The 23,374-nt window shown below is 58.2% G+C and carries 23 protein-coding genes and 1 pseudogene; 11 read left to right on the forward strand and 13 right to left on the reverse strand.

Annotated elements, in window-relative coordinates:
• Nucleotides 1-364: 364 nt before the first annotated feature.
• The 5 genes from KUV26_RS21895 to KUV26_RS21915 all read left to right on the forward strand — a co-directional run bounded on the left by KUV26_RS21895 (nucleotide 365) and on the right by KUV26_RS21915 (nucleotide 5,568).
• Nucleotides 365-895: a hypothetical protein gene (locus KUV26_RS21895; protein ID WP_222510016.1), complete on the forward strand. Its 531-nt coding sequence runs from the start codon at nucleotides 365-367 to the stop codon at nucleotides 893-895.
• Between the two features lie 498 nt (nucleotides 896-1,393).
• Complete coding sequence (locus KUV26_RS21900; protein ID WP_222510017.1) at nucleotides 1,394-2,134, forward strand: ParA family protein; 741 nt, start codon at nucleotides 1,394-1,396, stop codon at nucleotides 2,132-2,134.
• Nucleotides 2,135-2,217: 83 nt separating this feature from the next.
• Nucleotides 2,218-3,192, forward strand: coding sequence for a ParB/RepB/Spo0J family partition protein (locus KUV26_RS21905; protein WP_261400057.1), 975 nt, complete (start codon nucleotides 2,218-2,220; stop codon nucleotides 3,190-3,192).
• Between the two features lie 628 nt (nucleotides 3,193-3,820).
• Entirely contained in the window at nucleotides 3,821-4,360 is a 540-nt protein-coding gene (gene mobC / locus KUV26_RS21910; RefSeq protein ID WP_222510018.1) for a plasmid mobilization relaxosome protein MobC, read from the forward strand.
• Nucleotides 4,357-5,568 carry a relaxase/mobilization nuclease domain-containing protein gene (locus KUV26_RS21915; protein WP_222510019.1) on the forward strand — a complete coding sequence of 404 codons (1,212 nt, stop codon included), beginning with the start codon at nucleotides 4,357-4,359 and terminating at the stop codon, nucleotides 5,566-5,568. The genes mobC and KUV26_RS21915 overlap by 4 nt, the downstream gene beginning before the upstream one ends.
• A 423-nt stretch (nucleotides 5,569-5,991) precedes the next feature.
• Here the strand turns inward: KUV26_RS21915 and KUV26_RS21920 are convergent, their stop codons facing one another.
• Genes KUV26_RS21920 through KUV26_RS21930 form a run of 3 tightly spaced genes read right to left on the reverse strand, consistent with a single transcriptional unit; the run spans nucleotide 5,992 to nucleotide 8,354 of the window.
• Nucleotides 5,992-7,254: a cyanate transporter gene (locus tag KUV26_RS21920; RefSeq protein ID WP_222510020.1), complete on the reverse strand. Its 1,263-nt coding sequence runs from the start codon at nucleotides 7,252-7,254 to the stop codon at nucleotides 5,992-5,994.
• A 9-nt stretch (nucleotides 7,255-7,263) separates the two neighbouring features.
• Entirely contained in the window at nucleotides 7,264-7,737 is a 474-nt protein-coding gene (locus tag KUV26_RS21925; protein ID WP_222510021.1) for a nucleoside deaminase, read from the reverse strand.
• A complete protein-coding gene (locus KUV26_RS21930; RefSeq protein WP_261400059.1) occupies nucleotides 7,734-8,354 on the reverse strand; it encodes an ankyrin repeat domain-containing protein in 621 nt (206 codons plus the stop codon). The genes KUV26_RS21925 and KUV26_RS21930 overlap by 4 nt, the downstream gene beginning before the upstream one ends.
• A gap of 122 nt (nucleotides 8,355-8,476) precedes the next feature.
• Here KUV26_RS21930 and KUV26_RS21935 point away from each other — a divergent pair, with 122 nt between their 5' ends.
• Nucleotides 8,477-9,337, forward strand: coding sequence for a LysR family transcriptional regulator (locus tag KUV26_RS21935; protein WP_222510023.1), 861 nt, complete (start codon nucleotides 8,477-8,479; stop codon nucleotides 9,335-9,337).
• 124 nt (nucleotides 9,338-9,461) lie between these two features.
• Here the strand turns inward: KUV26_RS21935 and KUV26_RS21940 are convergent, their stop codons facing one another.
• Nucleotides 9,462-10,835, reverse strand: coding sequence for an amidohydrolase family protein (locus KUV26_RS21940; protein WP_222510024.1), 1,374 nt, complete (start codon nucleotides 10,833-10,835; stop codon nucleotides 9,462-9,464).
• Between the two features lie 212 nt (nucleotides 10,836-11,047).
• On the opposite strand from KUV26_RS21940, the gene KUV26_RS21945 reads away from it, so the two are divergent.
• A complete protein-coding gene (locus KUV26_RS21945; protein WP_222510025.1) occupies nucleotides 11,048-11,341 on the forward strand; it encodes a hypothetical protein in 294 nt (97 codons plus the stop codon).
• A gap of 55 nt (nucleotides 11,342-11,396) precedes the next feature.
• On the opposite strand, the gene KUV26_RS21950 is transcribed toward KUV26_RS21945, so the two are convergent.
• Nucleotides 11,397-11,537, reverse strand: a complete 141-nt coding sequence (locus KUV26_RS21950; protein ID WP_222510026.1) for a hypothetical protein — start codon at nucleotides 11,535-11,537, stop codon at nucleotides 11,397-11,399.
• A 44-nt stretch (nucleotides 11,538-11,581) separates the two neighbouring features.
• Nucleotides 11,582-12,187 (reverse strand): choline-responsive transcriptional repressor BetI, encoded by a 606-nt coding sequence (betI, locus tag KUV26_RS21955; RefSeq protein WP_222510027.1) that lies wholly within the window; start codon nucleotides 12,185-12,187, stop codon nucleotides 11,582-11,584.
• A 51-nt stretch (nucleotides 12,188-12,238) separates the two neighbouring features.
• On the opposite strand from betI, the gene KUV26_RS21960 reads away from it, so the two are divergent.
• Nucleotides 12,239-13,186: an alpha/beta fold hydrolase gene (locus KUV26_RS21960; RefSeq protein ID WP_222510028.1), complete on the forward strand. Its 948-nt coding sequence runs from the start codon at nucleotides 12,239-12,241 to the stop codon at nucleotides 13,184-13,186.
• 109 nt (nucleotides 13,187-13,295) lie between these two features.
• Here the strand turns inward: KUV26_RS21960 and KUV26_RS21965 are convergent, their stop codons facing one another.
• From KUV26_RS21965 to KUV26_RS21990, 6 genes are all read right to left on the reverse strand, one after another.
• Nucleotides 13,296-13,490, reverse strand: a complete 195-nt coding sequence (locus tag KUV26_RS21965) for a hypothetical protein (RefSeq protein WP_222510029.1) — start codon at nucleotides 13,488-13,490, stop codon at nucleotides 13,296-13,298.
• A 12-nt stretch (nucleotides 13,491-13,502) separates the two neighbouring features.
• Nucleotides 13,503-13,826, reverse strand: a complete 324-nt coding sequence (locus tag KUV26_RS21970) for an H-NS family nucleoid-associated regulatory protein (RefSeq protein ID WP_222510030.1) — start codon at nucleotides 13,824-13,826, stop codon at nucleotides 13,503-13,505.
• A 286-nt stretch (nucleotides 13,827-14,112) separates the two neighbouring features.
• Entirely contained in the window at nucleotides 14,113-14,991 is an 879-nt protein-coding gene (locus KUV26_RS21975; protein WP_222510031.1) for a hypothetical protein, read from the reverse strand.
• Nucleotides 14,988-15,812 carry a C45 family peptidase gene (locus KUV26_RS21980; RefSeq protein ID WP_222510032.1) on the reverse strand — a complete coding sequence of 275 codons (825 nt, stop codon included), beginning with the start codon at nucleotides 15,810-15,812 and terminating at the stop codon, nucleotides 14,988-14,990. Before KUV26_RS21980 ends, KUV26_RS21975 begins: the two co-directional genes overlap by 4 nt.
• Before the next feature lie 32 nt (nucleotides 15,813-15,844).
• A complete protein-coding gene (locus KUV26_RS21985) occupies nucleotides 15,845-16,582 on the reverse strand; it encodes a hypothetical protein (protein ID WP_222510033.1) in 738 nt (245 codons plus the stop codon).
• Nucleotides 16,583-16,604: 22 nt separating this feature from the next.
• Nucleotides 16,605-18,185: an asparaginase domain-containing protein gene (locus KUV26_RS21990; RefSeq protein ID WP_222510034.1), complete on the reverse strand. Its 1,581-nt coding sequence runs from the start codon at nucleotides 18,183-18,185 to the stop codon at nucleotides 16,605-16,607.
• Between the two features lie 758 nt (nucleotides 18,186-18,943).
• On the opposite strand from KUV26_RS21990, the gene KUV26_RS21995 reads away from it, so the two are divergent.
• The 3 genes from KUV26_RS21995 (at nucleotide 18,944) to KUV26_RS22005 (ending at nucleotide 22,679) form a co-directional block, all read left to right on the forward strand.
• Nucleotides 18,944-19,738 (forward strand): SIR2 family protein, encoded by a 795-nt coding sequence (locus KUV26_RS21995; protein ID WP_222510035.1) that lies wholly within the window; start codon nucleotides 18,944-18,946, stop codon nucleotides 19,736-19,738.
• 158 nt (nucleotides 19,739-19,896) lie between these two features.
• Nucleotides 19,897-20,304, forward strand: a complete 408-nt coding sequence (locus KUV26_RS22000) for a hypothetical protein (protein ID WP_222510036.1) — start codon at nucleotides 19,897-19,899, stop codon at nucleotides 20,302-20,304.
• A 26-nt stretch (nucleotides 20,305-20,330) separates the two neighbouring features.
• A complete protein-coding gene (locus KUV26_RS22005; protein ID WP_222510037.1) occupies nucleotides 20,331-22,679 on the forward strand; it encodes a hypothetical protein in 2,349 nt (782 codons plus the stop codon).
• A gap of 598 nt (nucleotides 22,680-23,277) precedes the next feature.
• Here KUV26_RS22005 and KUV26_RS22010 read toward each other — a convergent pair.
• Nucleotides 23,278-23,374 (reverse strand): annotated as a pseudogene (locus tag KUV26_RS22010) (IS5/IS1182 family transposase); the annotation flags it as partial.

A 23,374-nucleotide genomic window follows, 5' to 3' on the forward strand; every position in this document is an offset into this window, starting at 1 on the left:
CGCTTCCGGCGCATCAATTGCAGGAAGGTTCAGGAATACCCAATAAGCCAAGCAGCGAAAGCACGGAGGCAAGAGTGCTACCCGCACCCGCTTGCGAATTCTGCGGCCATCTCAGCGATGCAGCGCCTGCCACCGGTTTCATCCATTGCCTGAACTCGTGAAGGGTGACATCAGAAAGGAGAGTTTGTTTGGCGGTTCACAAGCAAACAGTGCGCTGCCGTGCAGCGGGCAATGGTAACCGAAAGATCACTTGCTAGGGAAAGCCAAAGGCAGCGGCGGTTTCAGCCAAAGAGCATCGACCAGTTACGGGCCGCTCTGCGCCGGTGGGGCAGGGGGCAAATAAGATCAGGACAGGAACTTATTTATGAAGAAGAACATCCACCGCGTTTGGCGGGCGGCACAGCTCTATATAGGGTTTCACCGCGACCCGTCCGGACGGAAGCGCGATACTGCGAAAGTGTGGCCGCCGAAGAATGCAAACGCCACCCTGCATTCCGACCCGGAGGAGCAGGAAGCATTTGTGGTCCTCAAAGCTGCGGATCCAAAAGACCCGAGAGACGTTCAGATCAAGCTGCGCCCGGACCACATCGTGCTGCGCCGCGATCCCGGCGCGGGTTGGGAAGGCATCGTGATTGAGGAAACCGGTCTGTCCGTTCAGGTCAATGGGACGTGGATCCGCATCCGAGCGGATGGATCTGTTTCCCGCGAAGCCGAAGGGGATACAACCTACCTGGAAGCAGATGGCGCAGTTCTGAAGAAAACGAAGTTTGCCGAGGCGATGGTGTCAGGTGACGGGGTAGAGCTGACCCGCAGAACAGATTCAACGATTGCCGCAATCCGGCACGATGGGGTGATTGCAAAAAACCGCGATCCCGGGCAGATTTCAAAGGACTAGTCTCCCCTGGTTTCCTTGCGGTGGAAGGAAGCACCTGGCCCTGCAGATGCAGGGCCTTTTTTTGGCCGGTTCAACAGATGGCCGCACCGCCGCTTGAAGCGGAGGCGGCAAAGGAGCGATTTGAACCGAGCTGCTCTGCGTCTTTTGAAACTGCAGGCGGTAACTTGCTTTCGGGATTGATGTCCTGAGCGGCGGAAGGTACCACAACCTCCGGTGGTGGTGGCGCGCAAGGGCAGGGGCTTTCATGAGAGAATATCTTTTCGTGAACCTTTCTGATGCATCCCGTAACCCATTTTGTTCGTCTTGTTTTTTCCAACCACCGCTGCCCCGGAGCTTGTGTCCGGTTCTCCCTGATGAGGGTCCGGCGAACGGAACAAGATGTATTCAAATATTACAGCCGCACCCGATGTGATTGCTGAAGCCCCGAAGAATCTGCCCGTTGCCTTTTTGGGCCAGGGCTCCTCAGGGGTGCGGGAGTGCGCGAGGAAGGACTGAATATTGAAAACCATAGTCATAACAAACAACAAGGGCGGCACCGGCAAGACGACTGTCGCCACACAGCTGGCCTATTCTTTAATGCTAACGGGATATTCCACGGTGGCGGTTGACTTGGACAGCCAGTGCAATCTCACGACGGCGCTGCCACGTCAGCGCGTGGCCGGCAATGCACTCGACCTGGTGGAGGCGGGGGAGCCGCCTGAGTTCACGGCCGCCCCTGGTGAACTTGTGCTGATCGAGGGGCATGCCGACATGCCGGTCGTCCGTGACGACGCCATATTGCGCAACACGGCCGGAGCGCTGCAGGCGCTGAAAGGGGCGGACTTCTGTATCATCGACACACCGCCGACCTACAGCGCAACCGTCTATGGGGCGATGCTGGCAGCCGACTACATTCTTGCGCCCATTGAACTGAAGCGGTTTTCCGTGGACGGGATCAAGACCGTGCTGAAAGCTCTGGTCGAAGTCCGGGAGATCAACCCGGATGTGAAGTTCCTGGGCCTGCTGCCGTCCCGTTTTGACGCGGTGAAGGAGATGGAGCGCGAGTCCCTGCGGGTCATGGCGGCGGAGTTCCCCCAGCTCATCATTCCGCATGCGATCCGGAACCGGACTGCTTACGAAAAAGCCGAGGCGGAAGGCATGCCAGTCAGCGAGGTTTCAACCAGAAGCGGGCGGGAGGCTGCGGCCGAGTTTCAGGCCTTCTTTGAATGGTTCCTTGAAAATGTGGAGGCTGGCACATGAGCGGCGGCGGTTCCAACTCCCGGGTCAACAGGTCCATGCTGTCTTCTCTGAAGGAGGCAGGAGCCCTCAATGACCTGATGCGAATGCCCCGGACAGCAGGGCAGGGGAGCCCACGTGATATCCCCATCGACTTAATCGAACCGGATCCGGAGCAGCCGCGCAAACATTTTGACGAGGAAAAACTGGCGTCCCTGGCGGACAGCATCAGCGTGCAAGGCGTCCTGCAGCCAATCACCGTCCAGCCGCTCAATGGCGACGGCAGGCATTTGATCATCATGGGGGAGCGGCGCTACCGCGCCGCGAAACGGGCAGGCCTGCAGTCGATCCCGGCCATAGAACGGGAAATGACCGAGGAGCTGCGCATGGCGCAGCTGACAGAGAATGTGCAGCGCGATGGCCTCACCACTTTTGAAATCGCCAATGCCGTGTCAGCCATGCGCGAAGCGGGCAAGTCCCGGGGCGAGATCGCCAGCGCGCTAGGGTGGGGAGAAAGCGAAGTCTCACGGTTTGCGGCTGTCCTTGGCATGCCTGTACTGCTGCAGCAACTGGCGGAAAAAGATGTCCCGGTCCGGGCTTTGTCCGACCTCTATGCGCTTTGGAAGAAGAACCCCGACGAGGTGGAGGAATTTGTGCAAACTTCCGACGCGGGGGATGTTTCTCGGGTGACTGTCGCGAGACTGCGTTCCAGATTGACGCAAGACGCTACAGATGCTGCCAGGGGTCCCCGCACCGCGGAAGACGCAGCAGGCGGGTGCAGCGATCAAACGCAGTCCGTTGAAATGCAAACCGGCGGTGACACGGCTGCCGGGCAGACTGCATCCTTGGACCATGGCGGAACCGTCAAAGCACCGGAGGTGAAAAGCGTGGGTGGCACCCAGAATGTTCAGGCGGGCAGGGGGGCTGCCATCATCTGCAGGCACGGCGGAGCTACTGGCCGACTTCTGACGGACCAGCTTGCCTCCAACTCGAAATCCATCCTGGTGAGTTTTGAAAACGGGAGCCGGGTGGAGGAGGTCCTGTTGTCGGAGCTGGAACTGATCGAGGTCGTCGCGCTGTAGAAGCTCAGGCATGTCTTTCCCGGAAGCGGGCCGCTTGTGTGTATGCCAGGCGGTTTGACCGGGCACGAAGGCCGCTGCAGATCCAGGCATTGAGCAACGCGCTGCCCGGAGGGTGGCGCGTTTTCAGTTTTGGATATGTGGTCCGGGACCACATTGTCAGGACCTGCGGGGCAATCAGCTTTGACCATTCGCCATTTCTGCCAGTTGCGGAGGCGGCAGCCAGGGTTTCCCTCTTCGTGCTACTGGCTGCACTGCGGGGGCGGCGGACCGCATTTGAGTATCCCGCCGGGGTCCGGGGGCCCAAACTTTTCCAACGCCGCAGCTGAATTCTTTGGAATGCCCCGGATGGCCGGAGTGAAGTGGCCTGGCCACCCCACCTTGGTTCCGGTGCCAAACACGTGGTCCGGGACCGCATTTCCTTGGCGGGAGCACCCAGCGGATAGCTCGACGCCGGAAGCACCTCACCGCCCGCAGGGCGGTGAGGTTAAGCCTGACCCTGACCGGGGGTGCCACGCATAGTGTGGTCCGGGACCACAAATCCGCTTTCCTATAGGGCTAATGCAGGATAGGCGTATCGCCAGCAAGTACATTACCATGGATAGAAATGCCGACACAAAAGAAAGCCGCGATGGCCTATTTGCCCCCAGACCGCCATGCCCGGCTTGCAGCCGTTGCAGAGGCCAAGGGGCAAACAGTTTCGGCCTTTCTGGGTCAGCTCATCGATATCGTTCTGGGAGAAGAGGAGGGCCCGGCAGGGCCTCCACAGCCGTCCTCGCGGTCCCGCCGCGAGGGCAAGGTCACCGTCCGCCTGGCCTCTGATGCCCGTGAAGCGCTGTCCGAGGAAGCAGTGCGGGCCGGGGTGACACCGTCTACCTTGGCGGCCAATCTGCTGACCGCGCGGTTTCGCGCAGCCCCTCAGCCGACGGCGCGCGACCGCCGCCGTTTCATGTCAGGTCTGCGGCAGATACATGGCCTGGCCACAAACGTGAACCAGATCGCCTATGCGATGAATCGCGGGGTCTTCACCGGGGACAGCTACGCCCCGGCCCGGAAGGAAGTGGTGCAACTGCGCGGAGAGGTGGCGGAGCTGCGGCAGCAAGTGCGTGACTTCGCCAGGGGCCGGCTTGCGTTTCAGCTTGGCCTCGAGGAAGAGGAGCTGGCGGATTGAGCGACTTCAAGGACACCTACGGGTTTCAGGATTGCTGGCCGCCCCGGAAGGGCCGCTTGGTGCGGAATGCGGCCTCCGGTTTTTTTGTTGCAGAGACTGAAAGGCGCAGCAACCCTCAGCAGTCCAAGGCGAGCGTGAAAGCAAACCAGGTGACGTTACCTGCCCGTGGCGGGCAAACGATTTCTGCAGCTGACAAAGCGCGCCTGGCGCGGGTGGTCAAAGGCACGCCGGAGGTCATGGTGAAGGTGACCAAGCCAGCCAAATCCGACAAGCACGGGAACCCGATCAAGGTCACGCGCGGAACTGAGGCGAGGCGTGTTGCGGAGCACATCAATTACATCAGCCGGAACGGCAAGCTCGAGGTGGAGACGTCCGATGTCGGGGTGCTGAAAGGCAGGCAGGCCACCGCGGAGCTCTACCGGGACTGGATCGAGAAGCATGACGATGCGCGGGCCGCCGGCATGGCGTCGGACCGCACAAGGATCACCACCAGCATACTTTTTTCAATGCCGGGCAATACAAATGCCAGCGGTGTGAAGGATGCGGTGCGGGCGCTGGCGGAACAGGAATTCGGCGGCCGTCACGACTACGCTATGGCGCTCCACACGGACACCCCGCATCCGCATGTGCACCTGACGGTGCGTACGGTTGGGCATGATGGCGTGAAACTCAACTTGCGGAAAGCTGATTTGCAGCATCTGCGCGATACCTTTGCGGAGAAACTGCGCCAGCGCGGCATCGAGGCGGAATCCACCCCGCGGCATGCCCGGGGCAAGACCCGTCGGGGCGAAAGCACTCCTGTCTACAAGATCCGCCAGCGCGGCGGGGAACTCTATATTGATGCGAAAAAGCGCAATGAGGTGCGCCGGGATCTCGAGCGCAACAATGGCGTGCTTCCAACCCATGCTTGGGACGCGGCAATTGCTGACCACCGGAACAGGGTCATGCGGACCTATACGGGCGCGGCCCGGATACTGTCGCAATCCGATGATCCCGCGGACCGGGACTTGGCAAAGGAGACCGGGCGATTTACCGCCCGGCTAACGGAGGTCGTTACCCAGCGGGCAGAGATCGCAAGAGCATTGGAGGCGGTGCCGTCGCCTGGCCGCATTGGCGATACAACCGGAGCCCGCGGGACGGTGCAATACCCGGAGCCAGCGCGCGGGGAAGAAGACCGCTCGCGGCCGGGCAGGGGACGTGAACGGTAAAGCCCCGCAGGAAAGGGGCTGAAATTGTGCGCAGGGGTACAGCCGGATCAGTCACTCTAAGAAAACGGCTTACAGCCTTTGTGATGGCGGAGAACCAATAGTCTCGGCGATGGCGGCTGTCCGTCCTTTCCAGTCCATCCGCTAAGCATTTCTGACACACACACCGGCCTTTCAATGTCGGGAGATTGATGGGCGACATGACGGGACTTTGCCGTCATTGCCTTTCGCAGTTGTCTATTAATGCGAGGAAAGGAGCCACCCAAAGCAGGTTAGAACAGTCGGCATCGATCTGGCCAAGAACGTTTTTCAGGTTCATGGGATTGCAGAGAATGGAGACGCTATTTTCAATTGCACGATCAGATGCCTGTAACTTCTGGCCTTCTTTGAAGATGATGTGATCCCCGGCAACATCTTCGAAGCTTGTTAGAGTTTTCCGCGAAGAACCCCTGGCAGGAAGAGGAACTGATCCGGAACCGTTTGCGGTTCACATGGCAGACTTGGCCCCATAGCCGCCGGATAGCGTTCCGGGGCGAAGCGGCTGATTAGAATGGCGGCGGCGGCGAGCCAGCCAAGGTGCATGATCCAGCCGCCGGCAAAACTTCCCGTGGCCTCGTGTATGCGCGCCACGATGAAAGGCGGGGTCGCGGCAAGGACAAACCCGCCACCCTGCATGAGCGCGGCAAGCGAACCGGCTTGAGCGGGGTCGGGAAGGTGATCGAGCGCAACGATGAGGCAGAGCGCGAAGCTTCCGGCCAGCCCGACGCCGCAGATCGCCACCCAGAACATCGGAAGCACGGACGGCGCGGCGACCAGCCCGGCGAAACCGGTGGCCTGCATGGCGATGCAGGCCCACAGCCAGGGGCGACGGTCGGCTTGGCTCCGGGCGAGCAGCGGCAGGATGACCGCGCCGAAGCCTTGGCTTACTGCCATGATCGAGATCAGGGTACCGCTACCGCCGCCGCTCCAGCCCTGCGCCTGGTAGTAGGGCGCAAGCCACGCAATCATCGACGAATATCCGCCGTTGATGAGGCCGAACACGGCCATCAGTACCCAGGTTCTACGCCGGCCAAGAAGCTGCGCGACCAGGCCCCGATCCGGTCGAAGGACCCGCGTTTCAGACAGGATCCCGGCCGCCGCCACCAGGGCAAGCAGCACGGGCAGCGACAGAATGGCGAGCGCCGCGGTCCAAGACTGTCCGCCCTCGACCAGCGCCGGGGTCAGTTGCGCCCCCAATGCGCCACCTGTCATGATCATCGCCGAATAGAGCCCGGTCATCGCCGCCACGTTTGCGGCGAACTTCTCCTTGATCAGCCCCGGAACCACCGACTGGATGAACGCTGCGCCTGCACCGCACAGGATGGCCGTCAGGATCAGGACCGACCCGCTTGCCGCAAAAAATCTGAAAGAAATTCCCAGGAAAAGCAGGCCAAGCGCCACCAACAGCCCGCGGCGCGTGCCGATCATGGCCTGGATCGGTGGCGATGCGAAGGCCCCGATCCCCATCAGCAGCATCGGCAGCAGGGTCAGCAGCGACAGCGCCCCGTATCCCAGACCGGTATCCTTGGCAATCTGTGGCAAGATCGGACCCGGCGCGGCCAGGAAGGGCCGCAGGTTGAGCGCGATCACCACGATCAGGAATACCAGCGCGATCCGCCGCGACGCGGGCGCATTCATCATACCTGCCATGTTTCGCTCCTAACTGCCTTCCGTCGAGCGCGCCGCCCACGACCGGTAGATACCGGGTGTCGCTGCGTCCTCAGGCTCGAAATAGCGTATCACCGCCCAGTCCTGGTCTTCGAGCGGTTGCGACAGCTCTGCGGCGGCCGCGGCCGAGGACAGACCATAGGGCGCGCCGTTCTCGTTGGTATAGCCGATGACGATCTCGGCGATCCCGGCGTTGCGCATCGCGGCGAGGCACATCGGGCAGGGCTGGCCGCTGGCGTAGACAGTGCAACCGTCGAGACAGGGGGTCGCCAGCGCCGCGCCGGCTTCACGCAACGCCACCAGTTCCGCATGCGCGGTTGGATCGTTGTCGGCCTCCATCCGGTTCACCGCCCGCGCGACGACCTTGCCGTCCTTGACCAGCACGGCACCGAAGGGCTGGCCGCCATTGGCGACATTCTCGCGGTCGAGCGCGATCGCTTCATCCATGAAAGCCTTGTCAGTCATCGTGCATCTGCCTCCTCAAGTATCCTCGCGATTTCGGGATAGCCGCGCTGACGGGCATGTTGCAGCGCTGTCACTCCGTCATTATCGGCCAGGTTCACATCGGCACCTGCCTCGACCAGCAGCCTGACGATCTCGACGTGGCGCCTTCCGCCATCCCCGAGGATCACCGCTTCGAGCAGAGCCGTCCAGCCCAGCTTGTTCACGTGGTCGATATTGGTGCCAGCTTCGATCAGCACCCGCACTGTCTCCACATGGCCGCGTTCCGCCGCCGGGATCAGCGCGGTGCCGCCATAGCGGTTGGTGCTCGCCAGGTCGGCGCCGTGTGCCAGCGTCATCTTCAGGATCTCCAGATGCCCACGAGCACCGGCATAGAGGTAAGGGCTGTCCTCGATATCGTCCTTTGCATTCACGTCGGCACCGGCCTCGATCAGCAGGCGGGCAGTTTCGATCCGGTTTGCGTGGGTTGCGGCCATCAGAGCTGTGCGCCCGCGTTCGTCCTGAGCGTCAAGTTCTGCATCGCTGGCGATCATCTCTGATACGGCTTCTGTGTCACCGCTTTCGGCCGCGGAGATCAACAAAGTGTCGGCATGGGCGGCCGGAACGAAGGGCTCGGTCATTGTCATGCATCCTGTAAGTGAAATGAGTGCGAAAAGAGTCGGCAAGCGGCCTGGCATGGGAACCTCCTGAGTTGCCTCTCCAGATAGTAGACAAACTCATCATCTTGAAATTAAATGTTCAGATGGAGAGCAGTGAAAAATCAAATAGATTGTTCAACACCGATCTGTTGCGCAGTTTCGTCGCGGTGATTGACGCGCGCAGCTTCACCGCTGCATCGCGGCACCTGAATTCGACACAGTCGACGACCAGCCAGAAGATCATGCGGCTGGAGGAGGCAGCGGGCGTGCGTCTTGTGGATCGCGGGCGCGATGGCATCACCCCTACCGAAGCAGGCGCGCGACTGCTGGGTTACGCCAGGCGCATACTTGCCCTCAACGATGAGGCCGCCGCGGTTATGTCGGGCGCGGCGCGGGCCATTACCCTGCGCTTGGGCCTGCCTGAGGATTTCGCTTCGGGGCGGGTGACACGGGCGCTTGCTGATTTCATCCGGCAGCATCCCAACACGAAACTGGAAGTTACCAGCGGTCTGAGCCGCGATCTCAACCGCGCCTATCTGCAGGGAGAGCTGGATCTCGTTTTGGTCAAGCAGCATCGCGGTGAGGCACGCGGTGCGATGCATTGGCCCGAACCGTTGGCGTGGTTCCAGGGTGCGGGTCATGCGCTGGACGAATGTGACCCGCTGCCGCTGGTCGCTTTTCCTTCGAATGGGCTGTACCGCACCCAGATGACCGCCGCGCTCGATAGTGCCGGCCGCCGGTGGCGCCTGGTCTATACCAGTTCCAGCCTTGCCGGTCTGCTGAGCGCAATTGACGCCGGGCTCGGGATCAGCCTGCTGCCAAGACGGGTGGTCGGGCTCGGTTTGGATGAAATTCCGAGCTTGCCAAACGTCGATGCCATGGAAATCGCGATACATCAGGCAGACCCGAATACCCCATTCGTCTCCGAGATCGTTCAGATACTTGCGGATGCGGTTGGGAAATAGCGGCCTTGATGATGGGAAGGCCGATCCACCCTGTGAATATCTCCCGACAAAAGGAAATCGGGCAACAAGGTCAGCCCGAGGGAAATACGCAGATCGGCAGCCTGTGTCCGATCTGCGCGATTGTTCAGGCCTGTGTGACCTCTCCGAAGACCAGTTTCCCGGCGTGGAAGGTGGCGGTTCTCGGCGAACGCCGCGCTACCGCTTCGGCCGAACAACTGCTGTCGGCTAGTGCGAAGGCCGCTACGTCGCCCGCTTTCGGCCAGGCTTGTTCTCCGCTCTCGCTCAGTGGAAGAACGTCACCGGTCGCGATGCTCATCGAACGGGTCAGGCCGAACTCGTCGCGGTCGCCATATAGCTGCGCACAGAGATTGGCCTTCTCCAGCATGTCGCCGGTGCCGAAGGGCGACCAATGGTCGATGACGCTGTCGGTGCCCGACATCAGCGTGACACCTTTCTCACGCAGGCGCGGCAACGGCATGGTCAAACCGCCTATCGGCACGGTCGAAATCACTGTGACGCCGAGCGCGGCCATCCGTTCGGCCAGTGGGTCGAGCTCCGCCTCCGACAGAGTTCCCAAGGCAAAGGCATGGCTGAGGGTCAGCCGATCTTTCAATTCGGAGGTCCGTTCGACGGTATCGACCATGTAGTTGATTGCGGCGACGCCTTCCGGGGTGGTTTCATGGATATGGATGTCGATTGGCTTGTCGTGATCCATTGCGATCTGGAACATAGCATCCAGCGATTGCTGCATGGCGCCGTCTACATTGGTCGGATCCAGACCGCCGACAAAATGCGCTCCTGCCTGCATGGCTTCGCGCATCAGCCCGTCGACCTTTGAATGCAGAAGACCATGCTGGGGGAACGCGACGATCTCGCAGTCGAAGCGGCCGCGATAGTTCTCCAGCGCCATCTGAAGATGTTCGAGGCTTTTCAGTCCACTGACCGGGTCGATATTGCAATGGCTGCGTGCGGTCGTGGTGCCCTGCGAGAGCAGCAGCTCGATCAGCGCCTCGGCACGCTGTTGCGAAGTGGGCAACAGCTTGGGCAGGAGTTCTTCTTCCCGCGCGATCATATCCATGATCGTCTTGCCCTTGCGCGGCAGCGGCGCTTGCCACGGACCGCCATAGTAGGTCTTGTCCAGATGGATGTGCATATCCCGGAAGGCCGGAAGGACAAGCCGGCCCCCGGCGGAATAGCGCGGAACCGCCGACGTCAGGGCGGCACCGTCGTCGAGAATCGCAACGATCCGGCCATCGCGAATCTCCAGTGTCTTTGTGGCCGTAATGGTGGCGACGACGATATCGTTTTCGCGCTGGAAGCCTTGCTCAAGCAGCGCATCCGTTAGATAATAGTGGCTCTCGGCAATCGAGGACGTTATCGCATCAGCCTCGGTTGTCTGCGCCGGCGCGGCACCGCCGGTAAGACCTGCCGACACCGCCACAAGCCCCCCGGTTCCACAAAGAAACTGCCGCCGACTTGGTGCTGTTCTCGCATTCATCTCGATCTCCTCCCGATCAGGTTTGGCGGCAAGTTAGTGGAGATGCCCAGCAGCTGAAAATTAAATGTTTGGATGGATATCATTTGAGTTTTGGATGCCAGCCCGTCGGGGCGCACACTTCGGTGGTTGAACACACTGTCGCTGGACTTGATCAACAATTTTAGGCTGAGCGAATCCACTGAGCCGCTATTGACAGATTGCTGAACATAATTGTGAAATTTAAGATTGCGGTGGATAACCGGGTCCGGCTCAGCTGCCTCACCTGCTGTTCGCGGTTCTCTGCCCCTCGCAATCTCTGCTGGAGGTTCAAGTTCGAGGGCATCGCCATGCAGCAGGCCGGGCGCCTGTTCTGTGTCATTCAGCAGAGCAAGATGCGAAAATCAACCTCTGGCATCGTGCTGTCGCGCGGGGATTTCGGCAATGCCACAACGCTGGACGGGCTGATCCTTGGGACAGAGCCGGAAACCGGCAACGAAATAACCACCTATCAGACGATCTGGCGGTAACTTGGCAAGCCCGCGGGCCAGGAGGCCGCGCTCAATCGCTGCGGGGTAAGTCCCGCTATTCGCGCAGCAGTGCGTTGAAGATATCGGACTGAACCAGCCTGCCAATGATGTCGCGGCCATTGGACACGACGTACTCTCCGCCGTCGTACAGCTGCGCCCGTATCAGGTCCTTTACCGTAGTGCCTGGTTCGCGCACTCGCTCGCCGGAGGGGACGCTCAGCTTCCAAACGACCCCATTGGTTAGGTTAACACAACATCCTCCAGCGAAGAGCTGGGAAGCACCGCTGCGAGGTGGTCGTAGGCAAGCCGCAGCGCCATCCTGGAAGTAAGGGATTTGTCCCCCAGCGCCAGCCGGACCCAAAACCCATCAATCAGCGCAGAAAGCGTCAGTGCGATTTTCTGGGCCTCTACTTCCGATACGAGCGGTCTCAACCCGGACAAAAGGTTCGAGTGCATGCGGGCGTGAATAATCGTCTGGAGGCGTGCAAGCCGCGGCGCCTTGGGGGCTTCGGCGCAGAGAGACAGCCAGGCATTGCCATTCGGCGGCGAGAAGAATTCTTCGCTCAAATTGGCTTCGACTACCGCCCATACGCGCTGAAACGGAGAGACCGCCGTGTTCAGCCGCTTCACCACCGCAAGGCGCAGATTCGCATTGCCTTCGCGCATAGCTTCCTCGAACAGCTCCTGTTTGTTGCGAAAGTAATGCAACACAATGCTTTTCGATGCTCCGGCTTCCTTTGCAACCTTTTCCAGCGTCGTCGCCGAAGCGCCTTCCCGCTGCATCACAGCAAAGGCCGCCTGCCGGAGTTCACTGCGCCGGATATCACTGATCTTGCTGAGTGCCATGCGATCCTCTCCTCAGCTTCTTATTGACAAACTGCAAGGAAGGTTCAAGTGTTGACCCGCCGGTCAGCAATCAGACCAATTGAACAATTTGCATGGAGGAGGAAAACCATGATCAGAAAACTAGCTCCGCTCGGCGCAGCTCTGGGCCTGCTTCTGAGCGCGTCGAACCTGTGGGCGGAAGACATCCCGGTGCCAAGCCAGGCGGAATGGGCTGGCGCAAAGAAGACGGTGAACCTGCCGAACGGCGTCACAATGGCCTATTCGGAAATGGGCGATACAGAAGGCGATCCGCTTGTCTTGATACACGGTTACTCGGACAACAGCCGCAGCTGGTCGCTCCTCGCGCCCTATCTGACGGAGCGCCATATCTACGCGATCGACCTGCGCGGCCACGGCAAGTCCAGCGCGCCGGAATGCTGCTACGCCTATACTGACCTGGCATATGACGTGCATCTATTCCTTAAGGCGCTGGACATCGGGAAAGCCGATATCGTGGGCCATTCCCTCGGGTCACTCACGACTCAGCTGTTGTCGGCCCAACATCCTGAGCAGGTGAAAAAGGCCGTCTTGCTTTCTTCGACCGTCGAGACGGGCAGCGGGCCGGGCAGTTGGCTGTGGGACAACATCATTCCGCTTCAGCCGCCGATCGACCCGAACGGCCAGTTCATGATGGACTGGTACTGGAACCCCAATCCCGTGGACGAGGATTTTATCAGCGCAGAAAGAGCTGAAAGCGCGGCCATGCCGATCCATGTCTGGAGAGGTGTGCTTTGGGGGACAGCACTCGGAAGTCTTTCCGCCTTCACCGGCCTCGTTGAAGCGCCCATGCTGATTGTCTGGGGAGATCAGGACCAGCTGTTTGATGCGGCGCACCAGGAGAAGCTGAAACAGGCCTATCCAAACGCTCGTTTCGAAACTTTCGAAGGGGCAGGGCACAATATGTTCTGGGAAATGCCGGAACAGGCCGCTGCGGCCATATCCGATTTCCTGGATAGCTGAGAGGCAGAGCCTGCAGCAAAGCAGCAAAGCAGTTTGCTGCAGGCAATCAAACGGACTGTTCCGCAGTTTTGCGCTACGGTCGTTCAAACCCGGTTACTGCGCAAAATCGTCACTTTGGCTGTCCATGGCAGTATTTGCGGCGAATGTCACCTTTGACGGGTGCCGTCGCAGCATCAGCATTGATGGCGAAGGTCCGGTTAGGGCCGTTGCTTTCTATTAGCCGATATGTTGCGTGGCGGCTGAACGCCGCCACCGCACGTTCCTTTTCTGAAACTTCAAGGGTTTCGATGGTTGGTGAACCCAACGTTTAGGATCATCAGATCTCAAGATCCTCAATAGACTTGCCAGCTTTCAATGCTTCGTGAACCCAAGCCGGTTTCCGCCCGCGGCCGGTCCATGTCTGGGATGCGTCATTTGGATTGGCGTATTTGGCGGGTGCCTTTGTGCCGGACTTGCGGCTCTTGCCGCCATGAAGTGCAATCACATCTTCGAAGGACACACCGTGTTTGTCTGCGATGGCCAGCATTTCGGAATAGGCGTTTTGCTTGGCCTCTTTCTCCACCTCCACTTTGCGGGCTTCGATATCCTTTGCCAGCGCTTCCAGTTCAGCGGCATTCAGCCCGGTCAGATCAATTGCCATGTATCACCTGTGGTTTTGGTTTTTCATGGTCAAAGCAGATAAGCGCGCTCCGTGCAAGAATTTAACCTGTGCAGTGCTGAATTGCATTGAGCACTGCATTGCGCATTTTCGGGTCTTTGGGTTCTCCAGCTTGAAAATCGTCCTCGAATCTTTTCGCCGTCAGAAGCAGCGGCCAGTTTTTATGCGGCTATGTAAATTAGGAGCATAGCCGCACAATTTCTTAACTCGGGCTCCGGCGAACCCTATTCGTTCCACCGGCAAGAAGTGGCCTTGCCGCGGCGCTGCCTCAATTCGCTGGCAAAATTGCCCGGCGCAGGCGGGTGAACGGGCGCTCTGGCGTCTTGCTCAGATAGTAGCTGCTGAGAGTGGTGACCGGTGCCATGGAGAGGGCAAAACAGGCGCCCTGTTTCAGCTGATCCGAAAACCATGGCGCCTCATATTGCGGGGTCGTCGACCAGCTTTCGCGGATCGCAGCGTTCTGCATGTTGACGATATTGGTGAAGGCCGAAGCCGGATCATCCGGGGTTTTGCGGTAGCTGAGGGCGATGGAGGAGAGTTCCACCAATTCGGCATGGGTGAACGGCAGCGCCGCGTTGCGGATCTCGACCGGCGGGTACTCCTGACGGCGCATGATGCAGTAAACGGTCTGCCCGCCGCAGGTCGGATCACGGTCGGTGAGTTCGAGAGCATAGGGCTGGTTTGAGACTACTATGCCACCCGCCGCGCCGATGCTGATGCCGAAATCGCCGCGGTTGTTGTCACGCGGGCTGCCCTCAAGCAGGTACAGGTCCGCTGCCGCCAGCGTGCTGCCAAAGCCTTCGACAGAGGCCTTGAGTTGGGCGGCGTTCTGCCTTGCGGTTTCATTGTCGGGCGGGTTGGCACCCTGGGCATAAATTTGAATGCTGTCGTAGTTTTCCGCCGTCACAACCGCGAAAAAGGCCTTGATGCAATCGGGGCTGTCCAGATGTGCCAGCGTGGCTGAGATCTCCTCGCCTTTCTGCGCAACAACGATGGTGATGATGCAGGAGGTTGCACTGTCCGAATACAGGGTCAGCCCGGGAACCAGCGCAGATTTCAGGTAGTTGCCTTGATCGACAAATCGGAAATCTCCATCGGGTTTCGGGACGGGCGGGTTGCTGTTGCGGTCTATGGTGACAGGTATCATGCGGCGGCCCCCTCATAGGTTTGCAGCGGATTGGTCAGCGGGTTGCCGTTGACCTGGTACTCGCAGACCGGTGCCAGGCTGGGGTTTGCTGAGAACAGTGCCGTGGCTTGGGTCTGGAATTCCTCGTTCGGATAGTCGGTTTCGCGGCAGATCGAGAGTTCGCACCGGCCATAGTACTGATCGGTCAGCACCGACATGATCCCGGCATGGGTCGGGTCCTGCTGAAGCAGCAGCTCAGCCCGGGATAGCCGCAGATAGGTCGAGTGGTTGGCCGGGTAGTGGATTGCTTCCGGCTGAATGCGGAAATGGTTGGTTGAGACGAAATGCCCGGCGTGGCGGACGATCCGGCGCACCGGCGCGTGCAGGAAGGGGCGGGGCATGTATTCGAGGAAGATCGAAACGGGCTGGGTTTGCGCCTCGTCTGCCCATCCTGTCAGCAGGCTGATATCGGGCGCCGGAAAAGCGGTTCCGCTGCCCATGTCCTGGTAGAACCCGGCCAGGAAGTCTGCGGCGGCGCTGGCGGTGGTGAAGCTGGAGATGCTCTTCTCATAAGCCGCGAACAGGGCGTCGGTCTGCGCATCGGTGACGTAGTAATTAGCGGACGTGGTATAGGCATCAGCGGCCACAAAGGACACGCCCGAACTGTTGCTGCCTGCCCAGAGCCGCCCGCTGCCGTCTCCCCGAGTCAGGGCGGTGTAGCTGACAACGCCGCTACTGCCCGTCCTGGTCTGCGGCTCGTTGAATTCGGTGACTGGGATCAGGTCGCATTGCTTGAAGGTATGGATGGTCTGGCCGTCAAAAACGGTTCCAATGGTACACATGGAAAAATCTCTCGCTGAATTTCCGGGAGGGTTCAGATGATGTTCACGGATCCATCGGGCACGAACATGTAGCAGTAAAAGCCGTAGGTCACGGCGTATTCATTGAAGTCCTTACCTGTGCCGCTGGTCTGGATTGGCCCCTGGTTGACCCGCCAGTTGGCGCTTGCCGGATCGGTGATAGGTTTGCCGGCAAAGTCGAAGTTCGTCACCTGATCGCCGCCATCCTTTTGCGACCAGGACATCGGTGAAAGGCTGTCGCAGCGCGCCCAGTGGTAGTCCCCAGGCCAGTTGGCCTCCGGATCTCCGCCGATGGCGTTTTCCGGCGGCGAAAACATCAGGGCAACGTAATGACCGCCCGTGCCGACGGTGGCCGCATGCTCTTTGATATCGGCCAGCGTGGTGCCGACATAGACCAGCCCGTCGCTGATGGCATTGTCACGCACATGCTCCGCGCTGAAGTTTTCCGAGAGCGTAGGCGCGCCGCTGGCGCGGCCAGGTTGTGGGAAGGAGTTCGAGGCGATGTTGCAGCCATAGGCGTAGCAGTTGTTGTTGGGCTGATACTTTGCCGACATGAAGGACCCTTGGCAGTCGCCTGCCGGGTCATAGCCGGTATTGGTGTCGCGGACGGTAGCGGCATATTGCGGAACGCTGCCCCAGGCGGTCGCGACGTAGTTCGGTGCGATCAACGCTCCGTCAGGCGCCTCCTCCCTAGTGAAGTGGCGAAGATCACCTTCGGCCACGCGGCCGCTGAATTTGAATGCAGGCGTCATGATATTCTCCCGGGTTTTGAGATCAGTTTTGCGAGTAGAGCGTGGCGGAGAGCGTCTGGCCGGAGTAGTTGTAGACGCTGAGCGTGAGGTTGCCGCTGCCATAGGAACCGGAGATCATCAGCACGGATGAGGCACCGCCGCTGACACCGGTGTCAGTGGCCCAGATGGGTTCGTTGCCGGCGCTGCGCAGCACCAGGTTGCCGTCATTCTGCATGAAAAGGCTGCCGGGGTGGCCTGCGGCCTGGCTTCCGAAGGGTCCCCACAGGAAAGTCCCGTCGCTGGCGCTAAGGACTGGGCCGGAGACCGGATCATTGCTGAGTGTGGCGCTGCCATCCAGCGCCATGATTGACTGGCCGGCCAGCAGCTGACTGTTGGTGCGGCTGTCCAGACGGCTGACGTTTTGTATTTCGCCAAACAGGTTGAGCTGGATGAGGTCTTTGACCTGATCCGGTGTCCAGCTGTTGCCGACTGCAGCGGATTGCAGGATCATGGTCTTGGTAAAGGCCGCCATCGGCGTCATGTCCGAGGCGCTGAGCGCCCCCACACCGGGCAGCCAGGCGCCCGAGGCATAGGCCGAGTCATTAACCGTTCCGGCAATCACCTGGGTGCTGTCGACAATTACGACACCTGCGTCATTGGCGGCCTTCAGAGCGGCGTAGACCGCGCCTTCTGGAGCGTTATCCGGGTTGCCGGAGGGGAAATTGCCTTCACCATAGGATTCCAGCACCAGGCCTTTCAGGCCCGTGCCCACCGCCGCAGTGATCAGGTTGGCGATGAGGGCGGTGCTGCTGGTTGTGCTGTAGGCGGCAGGAAAGGCGTTGAACTGCATCACCGGGAAATCATCGATGGCACCGGAGATGGCGGTCAGCTGTGCCTGCGCCGCGGCCAAGGCGGTGGCGTTGTCCAGGCTGACGCTGGTGCTGACCGGATCCGGCAGCATCCGGTCGGGATATTGGGTCAGCCGGATGCCGTATTGCGCCAGCGGCGGGTAATTGGGCGAGTTGAACGCCACGAACTCGCTGGCATTCACTTTCAGCACCCGGTCGCCGCGGTAGAGGCAGCTGTCAAAAAAGACCCCGACTTCGGGAATGCCGAGCCGTGCGCAGGCCACCGCACCGCAGAAATTCTGAAAGGCATCGGTGTTGAAGTTCAGAGTCAGGCTCGAAGCGTCACCTGGTGTGGTTTCGGCAAACATCGGCACTTGCGAACCGGTGATGATGACCGGCTTGGACAACAGGGCGGTACCAAACCCCTGGGCGTCGAAGACATTCAGCAGAAACGGCAATGCGGAGCCGGTGAAATCCATCGAGTCGGTGCCATGCAGAATGACGAAGCCATCATAATCTGCGTAGTTGTCGAGGATGTAGCCTGCCATCAGGCACCAGTCGCTTGGCTGCAGATTGGTGCTGTCGAGTGTCCCGGTCGTGCTCTCCGGAAAGACCAGATCGGTCTCGTAAACAAGGGTGGTGTCAGAGAACTCTTCTGCCAGGATCGGGTCGAGGATTATCTGCGATGCAGCGGCGAAATCCGCAGCTGACATGGGGGCTAGCGGATCGCCGACACAGCTGATGGTGCCGCCCGTGTTAATGATGCAAATCTTCATGACCTCAATCCCCGCAAAATGCACCCTAAAGACGATTCTTGTGTAGAGACACACCCAGTAGGTGCATCTCTTGCCAGGCCTCACAATCGAATTGAGGTTCGGTTTTTAATCAACGTGGTTTGCGAGTGCTGAAGGCGCAATAATCAGGCCTGTCGATTGCCACTACTTTCCCCTTCCTGCTCAAAGGACCCATGCCCGGGAGTGGAGGCTGCGGGTGCAGCGAAAGTCCGCTTGGTCCGGCGACTTATGAATTCGGGTGACAGATCTCGCTGCAGCATGCTTGAACGGCTGGTTTTCACGCCGCGCAGCAGCGCCGCAATAGATGCAGTTGCTGCGATTTCGCTGCTGCGAGCGCGCGCAGAGAAAAATCCAAGGTTCAGGTTTGGCTCACTGTCGCCATGCGGCGGTACAGTACCAAAAAACCAGTACCAGCCTGCCCTAGGCCAGTTGTGATCAGCTCAAGACAACCCAAATGCCACATTCGTACTAGGCGCAGTGAATGCTCCGCTGCGAGTGCGAAGTATTTGGGCCATTTTCCCGAAAGCGGCCATCCTGAAGGCGGTGTCAGCCCCGGCTGATCCTGCGGACCGCAAGGTCCGCCGAACCGGCGTGACCGGCCCGCAGTTGCCGTTAAGCGATCCGCAAACTAATGTCCGCTCTACGTCCTCCAAGATGCAACGAGCGCAATGCCTTTGCTTGTCATGGAACCTTGGTCAAGCTATCGCTGAAACGGAACCATCCCGATTTTTGAGTATTAGATGCAGTACATTCCCAATGGTCCAGACATTCCAGAAGCCCTATTAGAAGCTCATGAAGATGGGAAAGTAGTTTTCTTCTGCGGTGCAGGAATATCCTACCCCGCAAAACTGCCAAACTTCGGCGGTTTGGTAAAAGCTGTATACGACGAACTTGGGGTGACGCACAATGGCGCCGAAGTCGAAGCGCTAAAAGCATACAAGTATGATACCACCCTTGGCTTATTAGAGCGGAGGCTGCCCAACGGGCGTTTGAGAGTGCGTGAAGCTATTGCAAACGCGCTTCGACCAAATTTAGCTGGGAAGAAATCGACGCAGACACATGAGGCGCTCCTTCGGCTTAGCAAGACACGCTCCGGTGCCACGCGGCTCATTACAACGAACTTTGATCGGGTTTTTGAAGAAGTCATAGAGACGAAAAAAACCAATACACCAACCCACGCGGCCCCGCTGTTACCAGTTCCAAAGAACAGGTGGGATGGGTTGATCTACCTTCATGGCCTTTTGGACGGCACGGGTTCCGAAGCGAACCTAAACAGTCTCGTTGCCACAAGTGGCGACTTTGGCTTGGCGTACCTCATTGAAAGATGGGCTGCGCGCTTTGTGTCTGAACTATTTCGCAACTATACAGTCTGTTTTGTTGGGTACAGTATCAACGATCCCATTCTCCGCTACATGATGGACGCTTTGGCAGCCGATAGCATGATGGGTGAAAATACCCACGTCGCATATGCGTTTGGAAACTATACACCAAGCAAAAGGATCAAACCGAATCCGAGTGGGCAGCCAAAAACGTAGTTCCCATACTCTATAAAAACCGCAGCCATCACTATTATCTGCACGAAACGCTCCATGCATGGGCCAACAGCTATCGAGATGGCATCAATGGCAAGTCGGCCATTGTGGCACGTCATGCACACCACAAACCAAGTGGAAGCACACTACAGGATGATTTCGTGAAGCGGATGATTTGGGCGCTAAGCGATCCAACGGGGTTGCCCGCGAAGCACTTTTCTCAACTCGATCCTGTTCCTCCAATCGAATGGTTGGAGGAGTTCTCCAAACCGAGATTTGGCATTGATGATCTTCCCCGATTTGGTGTGCCAAGGAGTGATCTCTTCAACACAAGTCTTAACCCGGAATTAAAATTCAGCCTTCTTTCCAGACCTGCCCCATCCCATCTGGCTCCTCGAATGTCGCTCGTTGACCTCAATGCTGGGCATGGTTCCGATTGGGACAAGGCAATGGAGGCGCTGGCGAAGTGGTTGGCAAGACACCTGGAGCAAACCGAAGCACTTTTCTGGGTTGTAGGGCAAGGTGGCAATCTAAGTCCCCGTTTCGAATTGCACCTGAAAAAGCTTTAGAGGATTCAAACCACCTTAACCCGACCATGCGAAAGCTATGGGAATTTGTCGTTTCAGGGTACGCCCGATCACGCCACAACAATGGCAGCCTCTACGGGTGGGAAAAGCGCTTCAAGACACACGGAGACACTCCTGTTGTAAGGCAGGAATTCAAAGATGCACTGCGCCCTTCACTTAAGATTTCTCGCCCATATTCTTTGAGAACAGATCATTCCGCCGATACGAGCGAAAGGATTTCATCGATTGCCAACGTTGAAGTCGCACTGGCATCCGATCACGTTCATTCGGCATATGAGAGCATTCAGAAAACTGAGCAATTCGAAGGCTTTCTTGCAAATATTTTGACCGACATATCAGAGCTGTTGTCAGAAACGCTGTCGCTTATGTGCGAAGCTGAGATTTCATCCGAGCTTGTAGACTACAGCTACATACAACTCCCGTCGATCTCAGACCATGACCAGAACAAGGACTACAACGACTGGACACTCTTGGTGACCCTGTGTCGCGACGCTTGGTTGGCGACCGTAGATCGCAACAGAGAAAACGCAAAAGCTATGCTAACAATCTGGGAGAGTTCCAAGCATCCCGTTTTTCGAAGGCTGGTCTTTTTCGCGTTGGCGCAGAGGCCGGACCTCGTTTCGTTTGACACATCGATGTCGTGGCTATTGGCAGACGAGAGGCATTGGCTTTGGTCGACCTCGACAATGCGAGAGGTTATGCGCTTGCTGGTTTCATTCGGTCCGGTTTTGGCTGCTGATCATATGCGGAGGCTCCAGGAGGCAGTACTCGAAGGACCTCCTCGGGCGCGATTCAGAGATGACATTAGCGATGATGAGTTTAAACGTTTTTCAGATCGAATGCGTTGGTTGAGATTGAAAAAGCTCCTTTCAAATGGCGGAGCTGCAACGGAAAACGCGGATACTTTCATCGCATCGGTGGAAGAACGCTATCCCGAATGGCAATTGGCGCCCGATGACCGTGATGAATTCCCAATGTGGAGCTCTAACGGTGAAGAGCAACCGATTGAACAATCACCCAAACAAGTAAAGAATCTGGTTGAGTGGCTTCGGAACAAGCCTTCGTCTGAAAGTGTCTTTTCTGGTGATAATTGGTCTGAGAGGTGTCGCGATGACTTTAGGCGATCATTCTTTGCTTTGAGGAAATTGGCAAGCGAAGGGGTGTGGCTCCCGCAACGTTGGGCTGAGGCCTTATACGCGTGGTCTAGTGACGAGCTTCGAGACCGTTCATGGAAGCATGTTTCTTCCGTTATTATGAGCATGCCCGAGGAATACTTTGCTGATGCTTTGCATGCGATCGCCTGGTGGGTAAGTCGGATATCAAAAAACGTTGGGGAACATGAAGAGGCGTTCTTCGCTCTTGTTGATCGAATAATAAAAACCGGTGCTGAAACCGTCGAAGCTTCCGACGATATTTCGCTCAATCACGCCATAAATCATCCAGTTGGCCATGCCGCTAGTTCACTCTTGAACTGGTGGTTCTCAACAGAACTGGAAGATGATCAGGGGCTCCCAGATGAGCTGAAGGGTCGATTTGCGGAGATGAGCAATGCAGATAGTCAGCCGCTTCGGATAGGCTCGGTTATTCTCGCGCAACAAATCATCCCGTTACTGCGTGTGGATGAGGATTGGACCAAACAGCATTTGATACCAGCGTTTGAATGGGATGCGGACGTCACAAAAGCCGCTGCGATGTGGGACAGTTTTTTGCATGCCCCAAGAATCTACCTACCACTGCTTGAACTACTAAAATCGCCATTTTTGGCCGTTCCCGACCACATTGGTGTTCTGGAAGAACAGTGCATGAAGCAATATACGAGGTTCTTAACCTACATTGCCTTAGGCGAAACTTCGGTTTTTAGCTCCAAGGAACTTCGAGACGTATTTTCCAACCTTCCTGCCAAGTATCTTAACACTGTAGCAGAGACACTGTTCCGAGCCTTGCAGGGTGCAGGGGAACAACAAGAAGAATACCTAAAGAACCGGGTCATACCATTTGTGAAAAACTTTTGGCCCAGTAAGCCCGAAGCACGCACTGAGATAACTTTCCGGTACTTCGCGCAGATGGCCGCGGTATCTCGAAAGGGCTTTCAAGACGCGTTCACTTGTTTCAAAAATCACCTAGGACAGACAACGGATTTTAACTACCTGCTTCATCTCCTAGAAGATGGTGAACTGGCCGCTGACCATCCCAGTGAAATACTAGCGCTACTGAGCGCCACAATCCCTGCAGATGTTCCCTATTTGCATGGCAGGTTGGGTCCTTTGTTGGCCATTATCCAGGGAGCCAATCCTGCTCTCTCAAATGACCCAAACTTCATTCGGCTCACTGTCCTGTCGCAGCAACACGAAAACTAGGGCGCAAGAAAGCGGACATTAGGAGCGGTCGCAGCGAAGGTCCGCTTTCCGCCCTTACTGCATGCGAACCAGCCGTGGATCTGCGGCGGGCCGGAGGTCTGCTTCGGCCTGGCTTGAGCCGATCAAGACTGGCCTTGGGCAGGCTGGTTGTGACTAAATTCGCCCAAACCAGCACTATCGGCGCTATTCTAGGCAACCGCGCCAACCTTCTATCCATACGTCGCAAGCTGTGTTCCGAGAACCTGCCAAATTACTGGTCGGTGACACGACATCAAAACTCTGCTGAATAAATAGTGATTGGGTCAATGCTCGTGGCCGTAAAGCATATTTTTTCCGTTTGCCCGGACAGAGACCGCGCAACCAAAGATCCGTACCCGTAGGCCTCAACTTTGGTGAACCCGAAGGCTGTAAACTTGCTACCCCTTGGTTTGCCCCATATGAAAACGCCTGTACCAAGCTCGTAGGCGACTTCGTGGTCTGAAACTATTGTGTATTCTATGCGAGCTGCAACATGCCATCCCAACTCAACCCAATCTGCTCCAACTTTTGAGCATTCATATCCACGTGCGAGCGCGCTAGGCTCTGGACTCATTGAGTTTCAAAGCCAGTAGATAACGAGGGCTGCAAGCGCGATTGCTGACAGGAAGACTTTTGGGCATCTGTCGTATCGTGTCGCAACCCGCCGCCAGTCCTTC

It is taken from the genome of Leisingera daeponensis (assembly GCF_019801465.1).
Taxonomy (GTDB): Bacteria; Pseudomonadota; Alphaproteobacteria; order Rhodobacterales; family Rhodobacteraceae; genus Leisingera; species Leisingera daeponensis_A.